Below are 21,999 nucleotides of genomic sequence, written 5' to 3' on the forward strand. Positions count from 1 at the left end.
GTCCCGAACACACATCGCGTTCAAGGGACGAAAGGTTGATCTTCCGTGGTACCACCCAGTTTGCCATGCGCCTCGCGGCGCATAACCTCATAAGGTTAAGAACGACGTTATTCGGTCGATTCTTACCTTGGCACATTAACGTGTGCCTAACGATTTTCCCTAATGCGCTTCGCCGGCTGGCGAGACTTTTCAGGAAAACAGCTCCGAGGTGAGCTCGTTGAAAAGGGATTTTGGCGTCGGTTTCAGCAGTTCCGCACGCTCTCTGGAGCAAAAGGGCCCTTAACACTTCGTCCTCTTCATAGCCGATCACATTATTAAGGATTGTACGGTGCATCGCCAAAAGGATGGCGACAGCCGGTTCTCCTTGGCTTATCGCTTATTATATGCGTTGGAAATCCATACGTCAAGAAGAAGGATGAGCATTCCGAGAAAAACTTATGTATGCCTTCCGGCAGCACGCGCACGGCCCGCAATTGCGACATAGAATATAACACCATTCGACCAAGAAAGCGGGATGCCCCATGATTCGAGCACGCCGGGCGCGAACGGACGACACGGAAATCATCCGCCTGATCAAGCAAGAGCTGATCCCTCTCTCCTATACAGCGTCGCCCAGGGACGCCCAAACGATACGCGAGCTGCCCAAACGAATGAACGACGGCGTCTCGCTCGTCTATTCCCGGACCAGGCGAAGCCAGCCTCTCGGCTATATTCATTACTATATCCGCGACGATACGCTCCTCTACGATCTGCTGGTCGTCCACCCCGATCACCGCGGCAAGCAGATCGGCACGACGCTCATGAGCCATGCCGAGAAGCAAGGCAGGGAGAAGGGCGTTAAGGTCGCCAGGCTGTTCGTCGACCACGGAAATCCGAGAGCCCAGCGGCTCTATGCCAGGCTGGGCTTTCAGACCGTCCGCTATTATTCGGATCTGCGCTGCTACGAAATGCTGAAACCGCTCGTGTAGGACTTAGAAGAACGGCGTGTTGGCGAAGCCGGCGCCCGGGCCGGGCTGGCAGCAGCCGCCGTCGAAGCCCGGGCCGAAGCCGGGACCGACACCGGGGCCGAAGCCAGGACCGAAGCCGGGACCGAAACCAGGGCCGAAGCCGGGGCCGAAGCCGCCGAACCCGAAGCCGGGGCTGGCGAACAAGCCGATCGCCAGCAAGTCGAACAGGACGAGCGGAATGATCGCTCTCGTCTGGACTTCTTTGCCTTTCACGACAGGGACCAGCTGCAATTGATTGTGGTGCATCCGAACGAGCTTGCCCGTCACGACCGAACCGTCCTTGCGCACCGCATAGATGGTTTTGCCGACCAGCTTCTGCGCTTGTTCTTTTGTAACGCGTGGCATAGGATTTCCTCCTTGTGGGTTGAACTCATTGCTTCGTTCGCCTTGTATAGCAAACGCATGTGCCTGACATTTGCCTCGAAAGGTAAAACGGCATTGTCCTATACTCTATTCGCTAGCAAAAGAATATGATTGTACCGATGTCCATGAGACAATACACCAATTCCAAAAACCCATGCCGCCCGGCATGGGTTGTCGTCATTCCTATTCGCGCGCATGCCCGATCCGAATCGCTTGCCCGTGTCGCATTCGCCCACAGCCGCTCCCGGACCGCTAGCCGATCACGGTCAGCTCTTTCGGGAACCGCGTCAGCACCTCGACGCCGTTCGCGGTCACGAGCACATCGTCCTCGATGCGCACGCCGCCCACGCCCGGAACGTAGACGCCCGGCTCGATCGTGAACGTCATGCCCTCCCGGAGCAGCTCCGCGTTATTCCCGTGTACCGACGGATACTCGTGAATATCGAGGCCGAGCCCGTGCCCGAGCCGGTGATTGAACTGCGGGCCGTAACCGGCCGCCGTAATCGAATCGCGCGCCGCGCGGTCCAGGCTGGCGAGCGCGGCGCCCGGCCGGACGGCTTCGATCGCCCGCAGGTTGCCGTCCAGCACGGCGGCGTACATGCGTTTCATCTCGTCCGTAACGTCGCCGACGGCGAACGTCCGCGTGATGTCGGACGCGTACCCTCCGGCGAATACGCCCAGGTCGAAGAGCAGCAATTCGCCCTCTCGTACGGCCGTTCGTCCCGGCATGCCATGGGGCAGCGCGGAATTCGCTCCGGCCAGCACGAGCGTATCGAACGACGGGCCTTGCGCGCCCAGCTTTCTCATCCGGTATTCCAGCTCCGCGACGAGCTCGATCTCCGTGACGCCCGGCTTCACCAAGGCGATGCCTGCGCGCAGCACGTCTTCGACGATGCGGACCGCGTTCCGCATGAGCTCCGCTTCCTCGGGCGATTTGACCACGCGCATGTCGCGAAGCGGCAAGCCGATGTCGACATAGGATTCGGCGCCGACCGCCTCGCTCAGCGCCTCGAACCGGCGAACGCTGAGCTGCTCCTTCTCGATCCCGAGCACCCGGACGCCGGCCGGCATGAGGCTGCGCAGCACCGCATAGGCGTCGTCCGTGTCCGAGTGGGTATGGATCTTCGCAACCGACGCGCCGGCCGCCGCTTGCGCCGCCTCGAGATCGAGCGCGGGCACGAGCAGGATCGCCTCGTCTCCGCGAGGCAGCAGCAAGCCGAGAAACCGTTCATGCGGATTCGATGCGAACCCCGTCAAGTAATACACATGCTTCGGCTCGGTGACCAATACCGCGTCGACACCGTTGTCGTCCATGTAAGCATGCATTTGATTGATGCGGACATTCATTGTAGAAAACCACCTTTCCCAGCGATCCATTCATAAACATCCAAACATATCGGTGCTTTCATTCTATTGTACGATTCCAAACCGAAAGTATCCAGCGGCAGCGGGGACCCGCCGGCAGGGTACGCGCCAGCGCGCAGAAAAGAAGCGCCCTCCCGCACGGGAGGACGCTTCTCTCATCTATATAAGCAATCAAGCGCTGCTTACGCGTTGATTTTTTGTTTTGCCAGGCTCGCGATCGCGTTGAACGAGTTGATGTCGTTCACGGCGAGGTCAGCCAGCACTTTGCGGTTGACTTCAACGCCGGCTTGCTTCAGGCCGAACATGAATTTGCTGTAGGACAGGCCGTTTTGACGAGCTGCCGCATTGATACGAACGATCCACAGTTTGCGGATGTCGCGCTTGTGTTGGCGACGGTCGCGGTATGCGTACAGCAAGGATTTCATCACTTGCTCTTTAGCTGTTTTAAACAGGCGGTGTTTGGAACCGAAGTAGCCTTTCGCCAGTTTTAGAATTCTCTTACGACGACGTGCGCGGACGAATCCGCCTTTAACTCTTGCCATGAGTAGAACCTCCCGAGTAATTAGTTCAGAATATTAATTAACCTTTGATGTTTGCGAGACCTTGAGCCAGACGCTTGACGTCGCCTGCGGCCATAACCGGGTTCGTAGCCAGAACGCGCTTCTGACGAGCGGATTTGCCCGACAGCAAGTGGTTTTTGTATGCTTTATAACGCATTACTTTACCTGTACCCGTAATTTTGAAGCGGTCTTTCAAGCTGCTGTGCGTTTTCATTTTCGGCATTTGGTGTTCCTCCTCGAAGAATGTTGGGTTTAAGATGGTTTAGGAGCCAAGATCATGATCATGCTGCGGCCTTCAAGCTTCGGCACGCGCTCCATGACGCACAAGTCGGCTACTTCGTTTGCAAGCCGGTCCAGAATCTTCTGGCCGACGGAAGCATGCGTGATTTCGCGTCCGCGGAAACGGACGGAGCATTTCACTTTATCGCCTTCGCCCAGAAACTTCACGACATTGCGGTATTTCGTCTGGTAGTCGTTCTCATCGATGTTCGCACGGAACCAAACTTCCTTCGTGTCGACGATTTTCTGGTTCTTGCGGGCTTCCTTCTCTTTCTTCTGCTGCTCATAACGGAATTTGCCATAGTCCATGATCCGGCACACCGGCGGTTTCGCAGTCGGTGCAACGTTGACGAGGTCCATGTTCAAATCGATAGCCATCTGGAGCGCTTCGCGGAAAGGCTTAATGCCGATCTGTTCGCCTTCGGCGCCTACCAAACGTACTTCCCTGGCACGAATCTCATCGTTGATTTGATGTTCCCTGCTAATAACCTGCCACCTCCAAAGTTTATGAATCGAGAAGTCGCCTTCTCCAAGGTGAAACCGGCTGTCGCCGTCTTATGGCGGCGCGGCGCGTTTCATTCCGGAGAAATATAAGTTTAGTTTATAAACCGAAAGCTTATAAACGCTTATATTTTCAAAAAGATCAGAAAGAACGAATGCTGCGCTTATCCCTGATCTGATCTTCCCAGCAAAAGCAAAAATGCGGGTCCGCTCGGGACCCGCATACCAATAACCAAGATAAAAGGCTTCGCATGCAGCGCTAACTGCCAGCCTGTTCTTAATCATCGTTCGCAAACCATTCAGCCTCAGCCGATAGGTGAGAAGCGGGCGCCTCTGCTTGTGCGTAAACCTGACGTTCACAATGTTCAATACACGTTACCGAAATAATATAGCATATCCGAACCAGCGATGTCAACGCCTATTCGGACAACCCAGCAGCCGCAAGCTAAACCTGCTTGCTCTGCACCTCTTCAAGCCGCAGGACGCGCGTATGCTGCGTGTGGCTCCATTGCTTGTTGTTCTGCGTGAAGAACGCGTAGAACGTGATCGGCAGCCACGAGAGCTGGAAGAACACCATCGAGAGCAAATGCGCGTACATCTTCCACGACTTGATGCCTTCGAGCGCCATGACGAGCGGGAACATGACGACCGTCGCCGTAATGGCCACGGCTGCCGCCCACCACGGCAGGTAGTAGTAAATCGACGCGAACACGTTGTCGGCCGGAATCAGGTTATCCACGTACAGCAGCGCCGTCACCAGGAATCCGAGGAACGTGTTGTACACCGAGATCGAGTACAGCGCGGCGTCGAACTTCACGAAGCTGCGCTCCTTGATGCTCTGCCACAGCAGCGGGAAGAAATAGCTGCGCGCGACGGTGAAGTGGCCCTGCATCCAGCGCAGGCGCTGGCGGGCCGACGCCTTGAACGTGAGCGGCTTCTCGTCGTATACCTTCGCGTCGTAGTTCAGCACCGGATGAATGCCGCGCTTCACGCAGCGCATGGAGAACTCCAGGTCTTCGACGAGGCTTGTCGCGCCCCAGCCCATTTCCTTCATCAGTTCGGTGTCGAAGCACATGCCCGTGCCGCCAAGGTAGTTGGCCATGTTCAGGTTGCGGCGGGACAGCTGCCACAACCGGTTGCAGTACCAGTACGTGATCGCATAGGAAGCCGTAACCCAGGAATCCGTCGGATTCTTCGTATCCAGGTAGCCTTGAATGACTTTGTGGCCTTCGCACAGATCGTTGTTCATATGGAGCAGGAAGTCGTTGCCCACAAGGTTGTCGGCGTCGAACATGACGATGGCGTCGTACTGGCGCGGCATCGCCCACAGTTCCTTCAGCATCCACTCGATGGCGTGGCCCTTCCCGCGAAGATGCGGGTTCTTGCGCTCGCACGCATGAACGCCGTAACCGCGCGCGATGTCGGCCGTGTTGTCCGTGCAGTTATCGCAAATGACGAAAATATCGTAAAGTTCTTTCGGATAATCCAGGTTCTTCAGGTTCTCGACGAGCGCTCCAACCACTTGCGCCTCATTGTGAGCGGCGACCAGGACGGCAAACGACTTTTGCGGCTTATGCTGGGCGGATCTGCGCTTCCTTGCGATACCGAACAAGGAAATGACGAATTGATACACCCCGATGAAAGCCAAAAAGATTTGAAACATAATGATGATGGTGTTGATCATTACTTTTTACTGCCCCCTTGAGACCCCAATTTTGTTATATTTTCTCTAGTTTTTGTTTTGCGGCGCGGCGTCTGTATGTGTGTGAACCGCGGCCTTACTGATTTTCCATACCGGACGACCTTTTGTCAAAAGTGGAAATCGGCGCTATGCGCTTAAGAAAGCGAAGAAAAGCGCTTGCATTGGAGACGCAGGGAACCGATGCGTCGATTTCTTCCGTTTCGCCCTTATTTTCAACCATTTACGTTTAAAACATGTTTCATTTACAATAACGTACCTGCAAACCGTTAAGTTTCAGCGGTTCAACCCCTTATGTGGCGAATTGATGAACTTATTTTCGGGCTGGACGCCGCTTGGAACTTTGCCAGCAGCTCGTCGAAAATCGCATCCCAGGACTGCCGCATGCCGTGCGCGAGGCCGCGTGCCATGAACCTGTTCCGCATGCCTTCGTCGCGGTACAGCCGCGCCAGCGCGTCCGCGAACGCATCGGCGTTGCCGGGCTCGCAGCGGAGGCCGCTCCATTCATGCCGAACGGTATCCACGACGCCGCCGGTGTCCGCGCAAATAACGGGCGTGCCGCAAGCCATCGCTTCCAGCACGACGTTGCCGAACGTCTCGGTCGGCGAAGGAAACAGGAATACGTCGGCCGCGGCGTACCACTGCTGCAATTCGGGCAGGCCGGTGAAGCCAAGGAAATGCGCGTCGATGCCTTCTTTAAGCGCCTGCTGCTTGAGTCCCTCCATGGATGGACCGTCGCCCGCAATGACGAGCGATGCTTCCTGACAGACATCGCGCCGAAACTTTGCAAACGCCGATATCGCGATGTCCGCGTTCTTCTCAGGGGCAAGCCTGCCCGCGTAAAACACGATGTAACGGCTGCGGTCCAGGCCGCGCTTGGCCAGCAGCTGCTTCCTGTCAACGTTCGGATGGTAGCTCTTCGTGTCGACGCCGCGCGTCCAGACGTCAAGCCGCCTCTCGTCCCACCCCCGTTCCTTCAGCTCCAGAAGCGTCGATTTGGAGGGTACGAATATAGACCGGCAATCCGCATGGAACCAGTTGATATACCTCCATAACATCTTAACCATCCATTGGATATTGTAAAACGCCAAGTAGCGATCAAAATGCGTGTGATAGGAAGCGACCAGCGGAATGCGATGCTTTTTGGCGTAATGAATGCCGAATAATCCCATATTAAACGGCGTGGCCACATGGATCATCGTCGGCTTGAACGCGTCCAGCGCACGGCGCACGTGAATCGGATTCGGCAGCGCCAGACGGCACTCCGGGTATAAGAAGAAGGGAAGGCTGGCGAAACGCTCGATGAACGGCGAAGCTTCACGGGACAGCGAGACCGCCGGATCGGGGGCAAACACAAGGCAGGGGATATCTTGGGCACGCAAATAGTCCGTCCATCGTTCCAAGGTGCGCGCAACCCCGTTGACATCCGGTGCAAACGTATCCGTGAACAAAGCAAGCCGCATATGAAATCGCCTCCGTCATTTCGGCCTTTGCAGCGCTTGTGAACGATACCCGATTATATGGCGCGCGGACCGGTATTTGACGATAGTGTAAAGGAAGCGTATTACCGTTATATCAAGGCATCGTGAAGGGATGATGAAGAATTCATACTGGCTTTGCAGGCCGTTGATGCCGCGGTAACATTCGCGGCTTATGCTGGGGAAGGAGAACAATCGCTTACCGGAGGGGATCGCTATGGTTAACATGGTTTTCTGGGCGTTAACGCAGGAACAGCGGGTATTCTTCTGGGCGAACCGCAGACCGTCGCATCAAGGCTTGAACCGGTGGCTCAGCCGCTGGTTAGGTACGATTACCCATATGGGAGGCGCGTCGTTTACGCTGCTCTCTTCTTTATTCTCCGCGCTTGCCGCATCCGGCGCGTGGAGCACGGCCGGCTGGCAGGCGCTCGCCGCCGTCGCCGTCAGCCATCTTCCGGTCGCCGTCGTCAAGCGCAAATTTCGCCGGCTGCGCCCCTATCAAGCGCTCGAAGCGGTGCATACGTGCAAAAAACCGCTGTGCGACTCGTCGTTTCCATCCGGTCACACAACGGCTGTATTCGCTTGGCTTATCCCTTGGCTGCTTGCCGATCCGGCATTGCTGCCGATGCTAGCCCCCGTCGCGCTGCTAATCGGCGGTTCGGTCGCTTGGTCGCGCATGTACCTCGGCTTGCACTATCCTTCCGACGTCATGGTCGGCGCCGCGCTTGGCTCGCTGACTTCGGTGCTCGTCTCCTCGGCCTGGTCTTTCTTCTGAGCGGCCATTTTCGCGGCCCGGTGGGCAGCGACCGCCCGTTCGCCGATGACGACTTCAACGCGGTGGATATTGTTGCCGCGCTCGACGAATTTGCTTTCGTACTCCGTCAGCACGAGATCGTCGCGAAGCTCGTCCTTATGCAGATGAAGCGAGATATTGCGCATCATCAGCTCCATATCGGCGAAGCTGTTGAGCGAGAATTCGAACAGCGACTGCGAGTCCGTCTTGAAATGAATTTCGCCCAGATCATTCAGAATTTCGATATATTTCTCCACGAACCGCGAATGGGTCAGGCGGCGGCGCGCATGCTTGGCCTTCGGCCACGGATCGCTGAAATTCAAATGAATCCGCTGCACCTCGTTCGGCGCGAACATATTCTCGATGCCTTCGATATTGGCGCGCAGCAGCGCCAGATTCGGCGGCTGCGACGTGCCGTGCGCCGTCTCCCAGGCCTGGCGGGCCTTCTCGCTCGCGCGGCGGATCAACTCATCGTACATGTCCACCCCGATAAAGTTGATATGCGGGTTCCGCACGCTCATGTCGCTGATGAATTTGCCTTTCCCCATGCCCAGCTCGATGTAGATCGGATTGTCGTTGCCGAAAAACTCGCGCCAGCGTCCCTTGTGCGGCGCCGCATCCAACACGACCAGCTCCGGCTGGGCCTCGATGCTTTCCAAAATTCCTTTTCTTCCTCTAAGGCGCATAGTGCGTTCATTCCTCCACGTCTCGTAAGCTAGTCCTTATTGTGCCCGAATTTCGCACCCGTTGTAAAGCGGAGGGGCAAATAAAAAGCCGGCGGCGAGCAGGCCGTCGGCTTCGGTATAGGCGGAGAAACGCTTAGTTCAGCAGCTGACTCGGCGTGCTCTCCTGCGATTCCAGAATTTCATGCAGCTTCTTGCGCGCGGAAACTTCGATTTTATGGTTATCGTGGAAACGGATGCCAGCCAGGGACATCAATTCTTTTCTCGTTAATTCAACCGTCACTTTCTCGTCGCCTTGCGGAATTTTCAATTGCTTATCCATTCTCCATCACCTCACTGAAATAGTCACGCGGATTTCCAATAAATCAACCTGGCATGAGAAGTAGTTGGAAGGTGGTAAAAGTGGTGTATTCGTTGATATGTCGCTCTTTCAATATAACAGCTCATGTTAGGTTTAGCAAGCCCTAATTTAAAATAAATCGCTTTCATTTACCATCTCTTTTCCGTGCTTGTACGACAATTCCCGTGCGTTCCGATCGAACTTCAAGCTGCGGCCTCATAGCGTTTTGCGCGAAATTTCGTTATGATTGTAAGTGTCCGCAGGATCTTGAAGAAACGGCGGACTTCGTCCGTGCCGGAACAATCGTTACTTCACTTATTCTTGCGCGGCGACCGCGGCATGATCGCGATGACCGACAATGGAATTATCGAAGCAAGGCTGGCCGTGCCCGATGGGATTTCACTATCGCATCCAAGGGTACTGTCCGCCCATGCATCCTTGAGGAGCTGCAGCTGCAATGCATGTTCAAAGTAAGTCCGACGCCGCCTCCCTTACTCCTATTCTGTGGAACGACAAACGATTTCACACCTGGAATTACGAAATGCGCGAGCAATTCGGAGGCAAAGTTTTCAAGGTAATGCTCGATGCGGGCTTTACCTGTCCGAACCGGGACGGGTCCATCGCGGCCGGCGGCTGCACGTTCTGCAGCGCGCGGGGCTCCGGCGATTTTGCCGGCAGCCGGCGGGACGATCTGATTACCCAGTTCAATACGATCCGCGACCTTCAGCATCAGAAATGGCCCGAAGCGCAGTACATCGGCTATTTCCAGGCCTATACGAACACGTATGCGCCGGTTGAAGAGCTTCGCGAATATTATGAAGCGATTCTCGCGCAGCCCGGCGTCGTCGGCTTGTCGATCGCCACGCGGCCCGACTGCTTGCCGGACGATGTCGTCGATTATTTGGCGGAGCTGAACGAGCGCACTTACCTGTGGGTGGAGATGGGACTGCAGACGATTCACGAATCGACTTCCGTCCTCATTAACCGGGCGCACGACACGGCATGCTACGAGGATGCCGTCAAGCGGCTGCGGGCACGCGGCATTCGCGTCTGCGCTCATATTATTTACGGCCTTCCGCAAGAAACGCACGAGATGATGATGGCTACCGGCCGGGCCGTCGCCGCGATGGACGTGCAGGGCATCAAGATCCATCTGCTGCATCTCATGCGCAAGACGCCGATGGTCAAGCAATATGAAGCCGGCCTGCTGCGCTTCCTCGATCAGGACGAATACGTGAAGCTCATCGTCGACACGCTGGAGCTGCTGCCGCCGGACATGATCGTTCACCGGCTGACCGGCGACGCGCCCCGGAATTTGCTGATCGGGCCGATGTGGAGCCTGAAGAAATGGGAAGTGCTTAATGCCATCGACCATGAGCTGACCAGCCGCAATACGTGGCAAGGCCGCCTCTGGGAGGGACGGTAAATGGGCTTTCTCAGCGTGCTTGGCATGGCGCAGCGGCTCGTGAAAGAACGGGCCGCGCCCGGCGGAGCCGTCATCGACGCCACCTGCGGCAACGGCGTGGACACGCAGTTTCTGGCCGGGCTTGTCGGCCCGCGCGGCGCGGTGTACGCGTTCGACATTCAGGAGGCTGCGCTGGAGCGGACGCGGGCGCGTCTTGCCGCGCTGGAGCTTGGCGGTGCCGGATGGCGTCGGAATGCCAGCCTGACGGACGGCGAGGCTCCGGGCGTCGGCGAAACGCGGAATGCGGCCGAGCCCGGGGCAGCGGCTTCGGAAGTTGGCCGAGCGCCGCAGCGCGGCGGCCGGGAAGCAGCAAACGGCGGGCCGCTTCGGCTTGTCCATGCCAGCCACGCGGAGATGGACAAGCATGTGTCCGATGCCCATCGGGGCATGATCGACGCCGTCATGTTCAACCTCGGCTACTTGCCGGGCGCGAATAGGGACCAGGCCGTCATCACGGAGCCCGCTTCCACGATCGCCGCGCTGAAGCTTGCCATGACGCTGCTGCGGCCCGGCGGCATCGTTACCGCCGTTCTCTATCCCGGCCACCCCGGCGGGCTTGAAGAAGCGGAAGCGGTCGCGGCCTGGGCATCCGCCCTTCCGCAGGTCGAAGGACAAGCGATGCTCTATCGCCTGGTTCAGAAACCGGAAGCGCCTTATTTGATTGCAATCGAGAAGAAATCGGCCGCGGCCAAACCACTAATTTGAGGAGGAATCATTCATGGCAGTTCGTAAATTGGAGCACGTAGGCATTATGGTCAGCGACATCGAGAAGTCGATCGCATTCTATACCGAGGTAGTGGGATTGAAGCATCTGTACACGCTGCCCCACTCGAACGGCTTCATCCTCATGGCCTTCCTGACAGGGTCCGACGGCGAAGAGACCGAGATCGAGCTGATCCAGAATTACCCGGGGGAGCTCGCGGTCGAAGGCAGAACGCATCACACGGCTTTCACCGTGGACGATATCGAAGAGGAATTCGCGCGCTTGTCCGCCCTTCCGAACGTGAAGATGCGCGATACCGAAATTACGACGCTGCCGAATGGCGCCCGCTATTTCTTCTTCGAAGGCCCGGACGGCGAGTTCTTGGAGATGTTCCAGCCCGGCAAGAAGCAGTAATCCCCTTTGGCTGCGCAAGCCATATTGTTCAAGAGAGAGAATCCATTTCGATACAAGGAGAGAACCACTGTGACACAAGCATATCCGCTGCAATTCAAACCCGAGATGAAGGAACGCATTTGGGGCGGCCGCGCGTTGGAGCAATTCGGCCTGGAGCTGCCGGAAGGAGCCATCGGCGAAGGCTGGATGATCGGCGATCATCCGAACGGCACGACGAAGGTCATGAACGGCGAGCTGGCCGGCCTCGGCCTCGACGAGATCCGCGAGCGCTTCGGACGCGAGTTCTTCGGCACGAAGGGCTATGTCGAGAACGGCCGTTTCCCGCTGCTGATCAAGCTGCTCGATTGCAACGACGACCTGTCCATCCAAGTCCATCCGACGGATTCGTACGAGCGCCTGCCGAAAGGCGAGCTGGGCAAAACCGAAATGTGGTACATACTGGCCGCTAAGCCGGGCGCGAAAATCATCTACGGCCTGAAAGACGGCGTCGACCGTCCGGCGCTTGCGGCCGCGATCGAGGAAGGCCGCGTCATGGACTGCCTGCAGGAAGTGCCCGTCGAAGCCGGCGATGCGTTCTATATTCCGGCCGGTACCGTTCACGCGCTGTGCGCCGGCGTTGTCGTTGCCGAAATCCAACAGAACTCCGACACGACGTACCGGGTATTCGACTATAACCGTCCGGGCCTGGACGGCAAGCTGCGCGAGCTGCACGTCGAGGATTCCCTCAACGTCACCGCCTACGAAGGCGCCGGCGCGAGCCGCATGAAGACGGACGGCATCGGCGGCAACGAATGGCTCGTCATCGCGGAATCGCCGTACTTCGTCGTCGAGAAAGGCCTCGTGCGCGCGCCGTGGAAGCTGTCCACGACGTCCGAATCGTTCGTCATTCTCGTCATTGCCGAAGGCGCCGGCTCGCTCGCTTGGGATGGCGGCAAGCAGGACGTGAAAGCCGGCGAATGCTTCCTGCTTCCGGCCAATCTCGGCGGCTACGAGCTGAGCGGCAGCATGACCGTGCTCCGCAGCGTAACGCCTTAACGGAGCAGTGTTGACTGGCAGTCGCGGCTTGCCCTCGGCTGAGCCGTCGTTTGGCGGCGCTGCCGAAACGATGAAACAAAGAGCTCCCTTCGATTGTTCGAAGGGAGTTCTTTGTACCCATATTAACGCGGTGTCGTATTAAATTAATCGGACAACGAAACGGCTGTCGAGATTTTCTCGACAGCCCGAGGATGGTGGTGCTACGTCATGTAGTACCCTTCAAATTAATGAGTTAATGTGCAATATACGCTGCTTCGAGCAGGCTCGCGGCAGACCGCGCCCCGGAGCACGAACGGATCCTGTTGGCGCTTCGCCGGCGTAGTACGAACTGCTGGTACCGCTTCGAACCAGCCGGCCTCATGACGGCTGGTTCACGGTGCGTCCGTCGGTCGATGCAAGGAAGCGGACAGGAGATCCGTTATCTGCCTCTTTATCGCGTTTTTTCGTGTGCTCGCGGACAGGAGATCCGTTAAAGCGGCTGATTAGCCTGTTTTCGGTGTCATTCGGGGACATTAACGTATCCTGTGTCCGTGCGCTGCCCCAATGGCCCGATTTCGCCAAAATAACGGAAGCTCTGTCCGCTTAGTCATAGAGGGAGGGATTCTTTCCTTTCCATACATGCGGCATATGCGTATGCAGCATGCGACATATGCGGCGTCGAACTTTCACGGGCAGCCTGAACTCCCTTCGATAATTTAGAAGGGAGTTCTTTGTTGTGCATCTAGGATGGGATGCTGTGCTCCGTGCAGCCGGCGCCAAGAAAATCCGGAGCACGGAGCGAAGTGTAGAGTTGTACCTCGTACACTTCTTGCGGCGGAATCGGCCGCATTCGAGTATAGAGTCGTACCACGTACACCTCTTGACGCGGAATCGGCAGATTTCGAGCTATGAGTTGGTACCGCGCACACCTCTTGCCGCACATATGACTCAACAGCACCAAGCACCAAGTACGCACTCCGCATCAAGCGACCCGGAGCACGAACGGCGCCGTGACGACCTGGCCTTCGTATTGGAACTGCGCCCACAGCTTATATAGGCCAGCCTTCGGGAATTCCGCGTGAAACATGACGCTGGAAGCGGTGCTCATCTCCTCGGCCGCATGCACGTGCACGTACTGCTCCGCCTTCTCGTCCAGCACCACGCAATGGCCGGACGTGCCCAAGTACGGCTCCAGCGCGATCCGCTCGCCCGTCCCCGCCTTCCGCAGCGTGAACGCCAGCATCGCCATCTCGCCCGCTTTCAGCTCATTCAGCTGCGGCATGGCCGTCAGCCGGATCTCAAGGCCGTTCACGGTTACGTACGGCGATTCTTTCGGCAATTCGCTCGACGTGCCGTTCGGCGAACCGTTCAGCATGTCGTTCGGCGTGCCTTCTTTGGCGCTCTCCTTGGAGCCTTCCCGTGAGCCGCCCTGCGGGACATTCACCGCCACAAGGGCTTGCGCCGCCTGCTCCGGTCCGCTTACGTCCATCCATTGCCGGTGCACGGTCAAGCCTTTGCCGTCCGGCATGAATTCCGAGACGAGCAGGAACGGTCCGCCCTGCGGAAACGTCAGCTTCACCCGGAACTTCCCCTGCCCCTCATACTCGGGATGCAGATGCTGGAACGCGGACAAGTCTTTGCTGACGACGATGAAATGCAGCCGCTTCGTCATGTCGTCCGCGAAGTCGCCGACCGGCCGGCCGGACGGATCAAGCACCTGCAGCGTTAACGACGTTTCGCTGCCTGCCGCCGGTTGGCCGCCTTCAGCCTCCACCGATACAACGTATCCCCGATCGGTGACGTTGCCCATCTGGCCGGCCTGCTGCAAATAATGCAGCAGGCCCCTGGTCGGCGGGTTCGCTTCCACGCTGCTCATCGTGCCGCTTCCGCAGCCGGTCAGCAGTGCCGGCAGGACCGACAATGCCAGCAGCGCCAGCAGTCCGGCCGCGCTTCGGCGGGAGCTTGCCACGAAACCCATGGCCGCCTCAGCCCCTTGCCGGCTGCTTCTGCGAGGCAAGCAGATGCAGCCCCATCGATAACAGCGTCGCTTCGACGATCGAACCGGCCCAAAACTCCTGCTCCCAGCCGATGCCGTCGGAGATCGCCATCCACGCGAAGTAGAAACTCCAAAGCGCGATCGGCACCGCGGCCGCAATGACCCGTTCGGCCATGACGCGACCTTCCCCCGCCCGCAGCGCCCGATATAGAATATCGCCCACCAGGCCGGCCCCGAGCGCGACGAAGATCGACGGGTAGTTCTGGAAGCCGTCCAGCACGTTCATCATGACCGAGACGAGCGTAAACAGCGCCGTCATCGTACCTGCCGGAAGCGTCCAGCGCTTCATGAGCAGGAACACGGGGAACATGTACACGAGCGTGTCGATCAGAATAAAGACCAGGCCGCGCGTTTTGTTCATTTCATCCAGCAAGCCGCCTCCGCCGAACTGGTAATCGTACCAGAGCATCGTCGACTTGGCCGGCAGGTTGTAGCGGAAGATCCAGGCGTACATCAGGAAGAAGCTGACGGCGCCCGTCGTCACGACGAGCGACAGGAATGCCGGCGTGAACGCGCGCCAATCCGGCTTCGCGAGCTTCTCGTTATACCAGCCGGCGCGGAACGGGCTTGACAGGATCAGCAGCCCGCCGAGCAGCAGGATCAGATGCGTCGGACTGAGAAGGGCCGCAATATCTTTCTCGATGCCGAATACCGTGTGCCAGTACATGTCGCCGAGTCCGCCGATGAGGAAAATAACGACGCCGATAAGTCCAAGGCCATATCCGACCGGTGCCGCCTTCGTCCAGGACAGCCCGGTAGCCTTCTTCGACTGGAACAGCAGCCAGCCCATCCAAGCCGCCGACGCAAGATACCCTGAATACAAGATGGCATGCCATGGGGTGAAGAACGTCTCCACGACGCCGTGATTATGCGCGAAGCCGTCGATGAATATGCCCCCGATGAGCCAGATGCCGAACAGAATCGTCATGTAATCCTTGCTCGTGGCCACGCGGACCGACGGCCGCCCGGCCTGTGCCAACATAACTTCCATCCCTACTCGCCCCCCTCGTCGTTGAACCCAGCGCTCTTGCGACTCTCGAAATTAGCGCTTGCATTTCCAGTTTACCTTGCCTGGAGCCGAGATGAAAGAGGGATCCCGATCAAATGGCGACAACGAATAAGCCCCTGCGTCGCAAGGGCTTGTTCGTTAAGGTCTATTCGCAAACGAATCGCGGATCGTCGCCATTGATTCGTGCTCGATTGGCGTGTACTTCGCATCCTACTTTCTATTCGCTCTCTGAGCACACTCTACACTCTGTTCGCTCTCAGTTCGCTCTCTGCTCGCTCTACCCGCGTGTTATTCACGTTCAGATCGCGTCCGAGGACTGCTGCGGCCGCTTCCGAAGCATGATTAACCGCGCCGAATCGCGCTGCGGCAGCGAGACGCACAGCGTGCCCGATACAGCGTCCCAATCCGTTACTGCGTCCGTATCCGCAGCGGGATAAGCACAGCTGAAATCGTGCTTGTCATAATCCGCCGCGTCCGGCAGCGACAGCGGAATATCGATCCGGCTCCGCTCGTCGTCCAGGCGCCATACCGCAAGCAGATAGCGGTTGTCCGTCTCCAGCAGCAGGCAAGTATAGCGGCTGGCGAACGTCGGCAGACCCAGCGGCCAGGAAGCGACCGCGCCGGGCAGCTCTTCGCGAATCGACTTGTAGAACGCGATCGCTTCGCGGACGAGCTCACGGCCGCGGCCGCTCACCTGAGGCAGCTGTCCGCCCAGGAAGACGCGGAACGGAATGACGTTCACCATATTGAAGATGACGGCCTCGTCGTCCGAGCCGGCAAGCGGATACGACCAGATGCCCGCTTGCTCCGGAGGGACGACGGACGGGCTCGCCGCGGCGATAAGCCCCATCAGCCGGTAATCCATCTGGTCGCTGACGGACTGTACGCTGAACCTCGACAAAGTCGCGTAGTCCATGCGCATGCCGCCGCTCGCGCACGATTCCACGACCAGCTCCGGATGCCGCGCGAACAACCGGTCGACCCAGCGCAGGTAGGCGCGGTTGTGTTCGAGCAGACCGTCGCCGAAGCTGTCTGCGCCGCGGTCGGTGCCGATGCCCGAGTTCTGATTGTAATCGAACTTGAAATACCCGATGCCGAAATCGCGAATCAGCCGGTCGACCGTCTCGTCGGCGTGCTTGACGACGTCCGGATGGCGGAAGTCCAGCTGATATCGCCCCATGTCCAGAACCGGCCGGCCGCGGCGGCTGAAGAACCATTCCTGCGGCACTTTGCCTACGAGCGGGCTTGCCTTGTCCACGGACTCCAGCTCGAGCCATAAACCGGGCACCATGCCTCTGGAGCGAATATATCCGATCATGGCGCCAAGACCCTCTTCGAAACGGCTCGTCGACGGCAGCCATTCGCCGAGGCTGTCCTCGTACCAGCCGGCATCGATGCAGAAGATTTCGCAGCCCGCTTCGGCGGCCGCATCTACGACCGGCTTCAGCTTCTCCGTGGTCGGGTCGCCCCACAGGCAATGCATGAAATCATTGAAGATAACCGGCAGCTTCCGGTTATCCTCATTCCGGCGGCGTACGGTCCGAAGATAAGCCGTCAGGCTGTTCGCCGCTTCGGTCAAGCCGCCGCGCACGGCACCGACCGCGGCAGGCACGGAGACGAACGTCTCTCCGGGCTGCAGCCGCTTGAACCACTGCGTCTCGGCATCGGTCGGGCCGCTGAGCCGGACGCAGAGCTGATGCACCTCCGCATCGCCGACTTCCCACTGCCATGAGCCGTTATGCTCGATCTGCCAGAACAAACTCGTATTCGTTTCGGTATTTTCCAACACGGCAATCGGTAATTTCTCGGCGGACGACCATGTGCCGATGGAGCAAACGTTCAATCGGTTGACGGAATGGTGGAACGCCCGGAACAGCCCGAGGTCCGGCAGCGAGTTCTCCTTCCACTGGACTTCGCCGCACCATGTATTGTGCGCGATATGAATTCGCATTTTGTCATCCCACAGACGTTCGCCTTCGCCTGCCGCGCCGCCGTATGCGAACGTAGAGACATACTCCAGCGGCAGCTCCCTGCCGCCGTCGTTACGCAGCTCCGTCCGCACGCGGGCCAGCGGCAGTCCGCCGTAGAATTGAAAATGGCTGACGGCGGTCAGGCCTGTGACCGGGTCATGCTGTTCGATCGCCAGCGAGGAACCGCCCGCCGATTCCTCCGTCCGGTGAGACCGGTAGACGAGGCGGCCGCCGGGCATCGTGCCGGCATGCTTCAGCCCGTGATGGATGAATGTATCTTCACCGGTGCATTGCACTTCGACAAGCCGCCTGTTCGCGTACGACTTGGCGTCGAGTTCTTGCCCTGCATATTCGGGAACGCCAAAGTAAAGCAACTTGACTTCTCCCGCTTCCGTAATCTCGACGATCAGCTCCAGCCCGTCGGCGCTATGGCGAATTCGCTTGTTTGTCATCTTGTTTCACTCTCCTCGAATGGGTATGCTTGCGAGCCGTTCCCTGGACCGGCCGGAGCCGGCGCCTTCCGCGAAACGATTCGTCTGCGTTATTCCTTGACGCTTCCGAGCACGATGCCCTTCACGAAGAAACGCTGCAGGAACGGATATACGAGCAGGATCGGCAGCGCGCCGACCACGATCTGGGCCGCCTTGCTCGTCCGGTTCGAGATTTCGCCCATCATCTGCACGTCCTCCTGCTTCACGTGCGAGAAGTCCATCTGAATGACGACAGTCTGCAAATAACTCGAGAGCGGATAGTGCTCCACCCGGTTCATCAGAAGCATGCCGTCGAACCACGAGTTCCAATGCGTCACCATCGTGAACAGCAGCACCGTCGCGAGCGCGGGCATCGAGATCGGCACGTAGATGCGCCACATCGTCGTCCAATGGCCGGCACCGTCGATGAAGGACGATTCTTCGAGCTCCTTGGGCAAATTACGGAAGAAATTGAGCAGCAGAATCACGTTAAACACCGGGACGGCGCCGGGCAGGATCAACGCGAGCGGGCTGTCGATGAGACCGAACATTTTGATGGTCATGTACCATGTAATCAGACCGCCGTTGAACAGGATCGTGAACACGAAGATCCAGACGTACACCGTTCGCGCGCGCAGCTTCGCCACGTCCTTGGACAACGGATACGCGACCATGATCGTGAGCAGCATATTGAGGAGCGTGCCGCCGATCACCCGCACCAGCGTGTTGCCGAACGTGCGGAGGAACACCGCATTGTTAAGAATGTATTGATAGGACTTCAGCGTGAACCCGACCGGCCAGAACGTGACTTTGCCCGCTACGACGGCGGAGCTCTCGCTGAACGAGACCGCGATGATATTGACGAAAGGCATCAGGCACAGCAGGCCGAGGGCGATCAGGAACAGATAGTTAAACAGTTGAAAAACCCTGCGGGACGGCGAAATAATATGCATGCCGGTTGCCCCTTTCTAGAAAATTCTGTAGTTGGCGAAGCGATAGGCAAGCCAATACGAAATCGTGATCAGAACGAACGATACGGCGGATTTGAACAAGCCGATGGCCGTGGCGAGGCTGTATTGGAAGTTTTGCAGCCCCATCCGGTAAATCATCGTATCCAGGATGTCGCCGCGTTCATAGACGGATGGGCTATATAAAACGAATACCTGCTCGAATCCGGCATTCAGTACGTTTCCGAGACTTAGCGTCGCCAGCAAAACGATAATGGGCAGCACGCCGGGCAGCGTAATGTGCAGCGTCTGTTTCCAACGGTTCGCGCCGTCGACGACGGCGGCTTCGTACAGCGTCGGATTGATGCCCGTGATGGCGGCGAGATACACGATCGTGTTGAAGCCGAATTCCTTCCACACGTCCGAGGCGACGAGCACCTTCGGGAACCAGCCGTTATCGCCCAAGAAATAGATCGGCTCGATGCCGAAATGGCCGAGGAATGAATTGACGATGCCGTCGGTCGGCGACAGGACGTCGACCAGAATGCCGCCGAGAATGACCCAGGACATGAAATGAGGCAAATAGATGAGCGTCTGGATGCCGCGCTTGACGAACATGCGGTTCACTTCGTTCAGCAGCAGCGCGACGATGATCGGAAAGATCAGGCCCGCGATGATTTTCAGCACGGCGATATAAATCGTGTTCCAAATGACCTGTTTGGTATCCGGCAGCAGGAAAACTTTACGAAAGTTATCGAAGCCGGCCCAATCGGAGCCGAACCAGCCGTGGAAAGGGGTGAATTTCTGGAAGGCGAACACGAGGCCCGCCATCGGGATGTAACTGAACATGATGATGAGGACCAGGCCCGGCACGAGCATCGCGTGCAAGGGGATCTCTCTTCTTAACTTCGCAAATCGCATGAGTGTTCCACCACCTTGTTTTCTTCCTGCTTGCTTCCTTGCGTTGCGTTGTTCTTGCTTTCTTGCGTTGCTCTTTCTTCCTTGCGCGTCTTCGTCCGCGAATGACAAGAGGGAGGCTCCGTAAGACGCACTCCCTCCTGCCGATTCCGCTATCGCGTTACGCGTTCTCCGGCGAATGCCGAAGCTTACTTGTTGACCATGTCCGTTACTTCTTGCGTAATCTCCTTGCCGCCTAGCGCGTTCCACGTGTCGACGAACTTGTCGAACTCGTCGATCGGAGCGGCGCCCATAATGATCTTGGTGAACGTCTCCTTCTCCAGCTTCACGAGCGCGGCCCAGTTCTCGCCCATGGTCTTCGTCTGTCCGGCCAGTACGCTCGTGACGAGACCGTCATTGTTGTACATGTTCAACAATTGCTGGAACGCGTCGAACTGGCGGGCCTGCGGCCAATAATCCATGTTGCGGTCCTTGTTGAAGGCGCGGATCGGTTCGAATTTATCCGTCTCCGCAAGCATTCCCTTGGTGATCTCCGGGTCGTCCTTCTCGAGCGCATCCTTCAGCTTCGTGATCGAATCGGCGATCATATCGTTGCCGAGCGTGGAGGAGACGACGGCGTACTTGTACGTCTCGATCCGGGTATCCCCGTCCTGCACGATGTTGAACGGCGAGTTCGGATCGACCGGCGCTTGGTACATTTTCTCCTGCTGCATGTTCAGCAGCTTGACGATCGCCTCAGGATGCTTGAAGTTCTTGTTCACGGCAAAATACGTCGTCGTCGCGAACGCAACTCCTCCCTTCGCCGGCTGATCGTCGATGGACGGCAGCGCGTACGGCTTCCATTCCATCCCCGGGTTCTGCTTCTTGCCGTCGATGATCGGGAAGTAAGGCATCCAGTTCTCGCCGTACATGATGCCGAGCTTGTTCGAAGCGATGCTCTCGCCGATCTTGGCGCCGTCCTTGACCCCGAACTCCTTATCGATTTGGCCGTTCTTGTACAGCTCCTGCAGCTTGCCGAGCGCCGCTTTCATTTCCGGCTTCGTGCTGCCGTACTGCACGGTGCCGTCCGCATTCTTCACCCAAATCCATGGATAGGCGTGATAGCCGTTAGCGAATCCGGAGATGAGGCCGATGCCGCCGGTATACAGGTCCTTGGTCAGGCCGAGCCCGATCGTATTCTTCTTGCCGTCGCCGTCCGGATCCTGATTGACGAAAGCGTCGGAGATCGCGAACACGTCCTGCATCGTCTTCGGTTCGGGCAGGTTCAGCTTCTTGAGCCAATCGGTTCGAATCCAGAGGAGGCTCGGATTGTACAGGTTGGCGCTTACGCCCGGCAGCGCGAGCAGCTTACCGTCGAACGTGGCGGACTGCAGGCCGAGGCCGCCGTCGCTGTTCACCAGCTTCTTCGTCAGCTCGCTGCCGTATTGATCGAACACGCCCGCCAAATCGGCGAGCTCTCCCGCGTTCGCAAGCTGCTGCAGCTGCGTCGCGTTCACGACGAACATATCCGGCAAATTGCCCGAAGCGATAGCGACGTTCATCTTCTGATCGTAGGTCTCGCCTTCCTCCGCCGTCCAATCCGTCACGACCTTGATGCCGAGCTTGTCCGAATATTCGCGGCTCCATATATTATCGTCGAGGCTGTCGCCGTCCGGATACTTCCAGTTCTGACTCGACGGCCGCGCGAATTTGATTTCGACCGGCGTCTCGTATTTCCCCATCGGATCGATCGCGCCCTGCGACGCGTTCTCCGCGCCGGCGTTCCCGTTCGCCGCTTCTTGTCCGTTATCTGCGTTATTCCCCGTGCTACCGCATGCCGCAAGCAGCATTGTCGCCGTCAGCAAGACGCCTGCCGCCGGTTTGCGCATCTTGTCCCACATCATGTTGTCCCCCCAGATCTTATTGAGTGCGTTCGTCCCTTGTTTATTATAGGTGCCGATCCGGATGGCCATCTACTCGCCGATT

Annotated in this window: 21 protein-coding genes; 6 read left to right on the forward strand and 15 right to left on the reverse strand. The window is 58.1% G+C overall.

What is annotated here, in order from left to right; all coding sequences use genetic code 11:
- Nucleotides 1–521: 521 nt before the first annotated feature.
- Nucleotides 522–968: a GNAT family N-acetyltransferase gene (locus GXP70_RS23935; RefSeq protein WP_162359152.1), complete on the forward strand. Its 447-nt coding sequence runs from the start codon at nt 522–524 to the stop codon at nt 966–968.
- A gap of 3 nt (nt 969–971) precedes the next feature.
- Here GXP70_RS23935 and GXP70_RS23940 read toward each other — a convergent pair whose 3' ends face one another.
- The 7 genes from GXP70_RS23940 to GXP70_RS23970 form a co-directional block, all read right to left on the reverse strand.
- On the reverse strand, nt 972–1,352 hold the full coding sequence (locus GXP70_RS23940; protein ID WP_162359153.1) for a hypothetical protein: 381 nt from the start codon (nt 1,350–1,352) through the stop codon (nt 972–974).
- A gap of 270 nt (nt 1,353–1,622) precedes the next feature.
- Nucleotides 1,623–2,717: a M24 family metallopeptidase gene (locus GXP70_RS23945; RefSeq protein ID WP_162359154.1), complete on the reverse strand. Its 1,095-nt coding sequence runs from the start codon at nt 2,715–2,717 to the stop codon at nt 1,623–1,625.
- Between the two features lie 200 nt (nt 2,718–2,917).
- Entirely contained in the window at nt 2,918–3,277 is a 360-nt protein-coding gene (gene rplT / locus GXP70_RS23950; protein WP_162359155.1) for a 50S ribosomal protein L20, read from the reverse strand.
- Nucleotides 3,278–3,314: 37 nt separating this feature from the next.
- The gene (gene rpmI / locus GXP70_RS23955; protein ID WP_162359156.1) at nt 3,315–3,518 is read right to left on the reverse strand and encodes a 50S ribosomal protein L35; all 204 of its coding nucleotides are present in this window, start codon (nt 3,516–3,518) and stop codon (nt 3,315–3,317) included.
- 29 nt (nt 3,519–3,547) lie between these two features.
- Nucleotides 3,548–4,042, reverse strand: a complete 495-nt coding sequence (gene infC / locus GXP70_RS23960) for a translation initiation factor IF-3 (protein ID WP_162360654.1) — start codon at nt 4,040–4,042, stop codon at nt 3,548–3,550.
- Nucleotides 4,043–4,520: 478 nt separating this feature from the next.
- Nucleotides 4,521–5,759, reverse strand: a complete 1,239-nt coding sequence (locus GXP70_RS23965) for a glycosyltransferase family 2 protein (protein WP_162359157.1) — start codon at nt 5,757–5,759, stop codon at nt 4,521–4,523.
- 299 nt (nt 5,760–6,058) lie between these two features.
- Nucleotides 6,059–7,237 (reverse strand): glycosyltransferase family 4 protein, encoded by a 1,179-nt coding sequence (locus GXP70_RS23970; protein WP_162359158.1) that lies wholly within the window; start codon nt 7,235–7,237, stop codon nt 6,059–6,061.
- Between the two features lie 232 nt (nt 7,238–7,469).
- Here GXP70_RS23970 and GXP70_RS23975 point away from each other — a divergent pair, with 232 nt between their 5' ends.
- The gene (locus GXP70_RS23975) at nt 7,470–8,027 is read left to right on the forward strand and encodes a phosphatase PAP2 family protein (RefSeq protein WP_162359159.1); all 558 of its coding nucleotides are present in this window, start codon (nt 7,470–7,472) and stop codon (nt 8,025–8,027) included.
- On the opposite strand, the gene trmB is transcribed toward GXP70_RS23975, so the two are convergent.
- Both trmB and GXP70_RS23985 read right to left on the reverse strand, forming a co-directional pair.
- The gene (gene trmB, locus GXP70_RS23980) at nt 7,946–8,731 is read right to left on the reverse strand and encodes a tRNA (guanosine(46)-N7)-methyltransferase TrmB (RefSeq protein WP_162359160.1); all 786 of its coding nucleotides are present in this window, start codon (nt 8,729–8,731) and stop codon (nt 7,946–7,948) included. The genes GXP70_RS23975 and trmB overlap by 82 nt on opposite strands.
- A gap of 133 nt (nt 8,732–8,864) precedes the next feature.
- The gene (locus GXP70_RS23985) at nt 8,865–9,050 is read right to left on the reverse strand and encodes a hypothetical protein (RefSeq protein WP_162359161.1); all 186 of its coding nucleotides are present in this window, start codon (nt 9,048–9,050) and stop codon (nt 8,865–8,867) included.
- Between the two features lie 475 nt (nt 9,051–9,525).
- On the opposite strand from GXP70_RS23985, the gene GXP70_RS23990 reads away from it, so the two are divergent.
- The 4 genes from GXP70_RS23990 (at nt 9,526) to GXP70_RS24005 (ending at nt 12,685) form a co-directional block, all read left to right on the forward strand.
- On the forward strand, nt 9,526–10,494 hold the full coding sequence (locus GXP70_RS23990; protein WP_162359162.1) for a tRNA modification radical SAM protein MnmL/YtqA: 969 nt from the start codon (nt 9,526–9,528) through the stop codon (nt 10,492–10,494).
- Nucleotides 10,495–11,238: a class I SAM-dependent methyltransferase gene (locus GXP70_RS23995; protein WP_162359163.1), complete on the forward strand. Its 744-nt coding sequence runs from the start codon at nt 10,495–10,497 to the stop codon at nt 11,236–11,238.
- A gap of 13 nt (nt 11,239–11,251) precedes the next feature.
- Nucleotides 11,252–11,650 (forward strand): VOC family protein, encoded by a 399-nt coding sequence (locus GXP70_RS24000; RefSeq protein ID WP_162359164.1) that lies wholly within the window; start codon nt 11,252–11,254, stop codon nt 11,648–11,650.
- A gap of 69 nt (nt 11,651–11,719) precedes the next feature.
- Nucleotides 11,720–12,685: a type I phosphomannose isomerase catalytic subunit gene (locus tag GXP70_RS24005; protein ID WP_162359165.1), complete on the forward strand. Its 966-nt coding sequence runs from the start codon at nt 11,720–11,722 to the stop codon at nt 12,683–12,685.
- Nucleotides 12,686–13,646: 961 nt separating this feature from the next.
- Here the strand turns inward: GXP70_RS24005 and GXP70_RS24010 are convergent.
- The 6 genes from GXP70_RS24010 to GXP70_RS24035 form a co-directional block, all read right to left on the reverse strand.
- Nucleotides 13,647–14,642 (reverse strand): hypothetical protein, encoded by a 996-nt coding sequence (locus GXP70_RS24010; protein WP_162359166.1) that lies wholly within the window; start codon nt 14,640–14,642, stop codon nt 13,647–13,649.
- A 7-nt stretch (nt 14,643–14,649) separates the two neighbouring features.
- A complete protein-coding gene (locus tag GXP70_RS24015) occupies nt 14,650–15,711 on the reverse strand; it encodes a hypothetical protein (protein ID WP_162359167.1) in 1,062 nt (353 codons plus the stop codon).
- A 316-nt stretch (nt 15,712–16,027) separates the two neighbouring features.
- Nucleotides 16,028–18,151, reverse strand: a complete 2,124-nt coding sequence (locus GXP70_RS24020; RefSeq protein ID WP_162359168.1) for a glycoside hydrolase family 36 protein — start codon at nt 18,149–18,151, stop codon at nt 16,028–16,030.
- Nucleotides 18,152–18,240: 89 nt separating this feature from the next.
- The gene (locus tag GXP70_RS24025; protein ID WP_162359169.1) at nt 18,241–19,122 is read right to left on the reverse strand and encodes a carbohydrate ABC transporter permease; all 882 of its coding nucleotides are present in this window, start codon (nt 19,120–19,122) and stop codon (nt 18,241–18,243) included.
- Nucleotides 19,123–19,137: 15 nt separating this feature from the next.
- A complete protein-coding gene (locus GXP70_RS24030) occupies nt 19,138–20,037 on the reverse strand; it encodes an ABC transporter permease (RefSeq protein WP_162359170.1) in 900 nt (299 codons plus the stop codon).
- 185 nt (nt 20,038–20,222) lie between these two features.
- On the reverse strand, nt 20,223–21,917 hold the full coding sequence (locus GXP70_RS24035; protein WP_225442538.1) for an extracellular solute-binding protein: 1,695 nt from the start codon (nt 21,915–21,917) through the stop codon (nt 20,223–20,225).
- Between the last annotated feature and the right edge of the window lie 82 nt (nt 21,918–21,999).

Origin of the sequence: Paenibacillus lycopersici (assembly GCF_010119935.1) — a bacterium.
Lineage (GTDB): Bacteria > Bacillota > Bacilli > Paenibacillales > Paenibacillaceae > Paenibacillus_Z > Paenibacillus_Z lycopersici.

Bases quoted from the DNA above. Each gene is read 5' to 3' on its own strand.
- GXP70_RS23965 (WP_162359157.1), bottom strand. From the start codon at position 5,759: ATGATCAACACCATCATCATTATGTTTCAAATCTTTTTGGCTTTCATC.
- GXP70_RS24035 (WP_225442538.1), bottom strand. From the start codon at position 21,917: ATGATGTGGGACAAGATGCGCAAACCGGCGGCAGGCGTCTTGCTGACG.
- GXP70_RS23970 (WP_162359158.1), bottom strand. From the start codon at position 7,237: ATGCGGCTTGCTTTGTTCACGGATACGTTTGCACCGGATGTCAACGGG.
- GXP70_RS23940 (WP_162359153.1), bottom strand. From the start codon at position 1,352: ATGCCACGCGTTACAAAAGAACAAGCGCAGAAGCTGGTCGGCAAAACC.
- GXP70_RS24015 (WP_162359167.1), bottom strand. From the start codon at position 15,711: ATGGAAGTTATGTTGGCACAGGCCGGGCGGCCGTCGGTCCGCGTGGCC.
- trmB (WP_162359160.1), bottom strand. From the start codon at position 8,731: ATGCGCCTTAGAGGAAGAAAAGGAATTTTGGAAAGCATCGAGGCCCAG.
- GXP70_RS23995 (WP_162359163.1), top strand. From the start codon at position 10,495: ATGGGCTTTCTCAGCGTGCTTGGCATGGCGCAGCGGCTCGTGAAAGAA.
- GXP70_RS23975 (WP_162359159.1), top strand. From the start codon at position 7,470: ATGGTTAACATGGTTTTCTGGGCGTTAACGCAGGAACAGCGGGTATTC.
- GXP70_RS24030 (WP_162359170.1), bottom strand. From the start codon at position 20,037: ATGCGATTTGCGAAGTTAAGAAGAGAGATCCCCTTGCACGCGATGCTC.
- GXP70_RS24010 (WP_162359166.1), bottom strand. From the start codon at position 14,642: ATGGGTTTCGTGGCAAGCTCCCGCCGAAGCGCGGCCGGACTGCTGGCG.
- GXP70_RS24025 (WP_162359169.1), bottom strand. From the start codon at position 19,122: ATGCATATTATTTCGCCGTCCCGCAGGGTTTTTCAACTGTTTAACTAT.
- GXP70_RS24000 (WP_162359164.1), top strand. From the start codon at position 11,252: ATGGCAGTTCGTAAATTGGAGCACGTAGGCATTATGGTCAGCGACATC.
- GXP70_RS23935 (WP_162359152.1), top strand. From the start codon at position 522: ATGATTCGAGCACGCCGGGCGCGAACGGACGACACGGAAATCATCCGC.
- GXP70_RS23990 (WP_162359162.1), top strand. From the start codon at position 9,526: ATGCATGTTCAAAGTAAGTCCGACGCCGCCTCCCTTACTCCTATTCTG.
- rplT (WP_162359155.1), bottom strand. From the start codon at position 3,277: ATGGCAAGAGTTAAAGGCGGATTCGTCCGCGCACGTCGTCGTAAGAGA.
- rpmI (WP_162359156.1), bottom strand. From the start codon at position 3,518: ATGCCGAAAATGAAAACGCACAGCAGCTTGAAAGACCGCTTCAAAATT.
- GXP70_RS24020 (WP_162359168.1), bottom strand. From the start codon at position 18,151: ATGACAAACAAGCGAATTCGCCATAGCGCCGACGGGCTGGAGCTGATC.
- GXP70_RS23945 (WP_162359154.1), bottom strand. From the start codon at position 2,717: ATGAATGTCCGCATCAATCAAATGCATGCTTACATGGACGACAACGGT.
- GXP70_RS23985 (WP_162359161.1), bottom strand. From the start codon at position 9,050: ATGGATAAGCAATTGAAAATTCCGCAAGGCGACGAGAAAGTGACGGTT.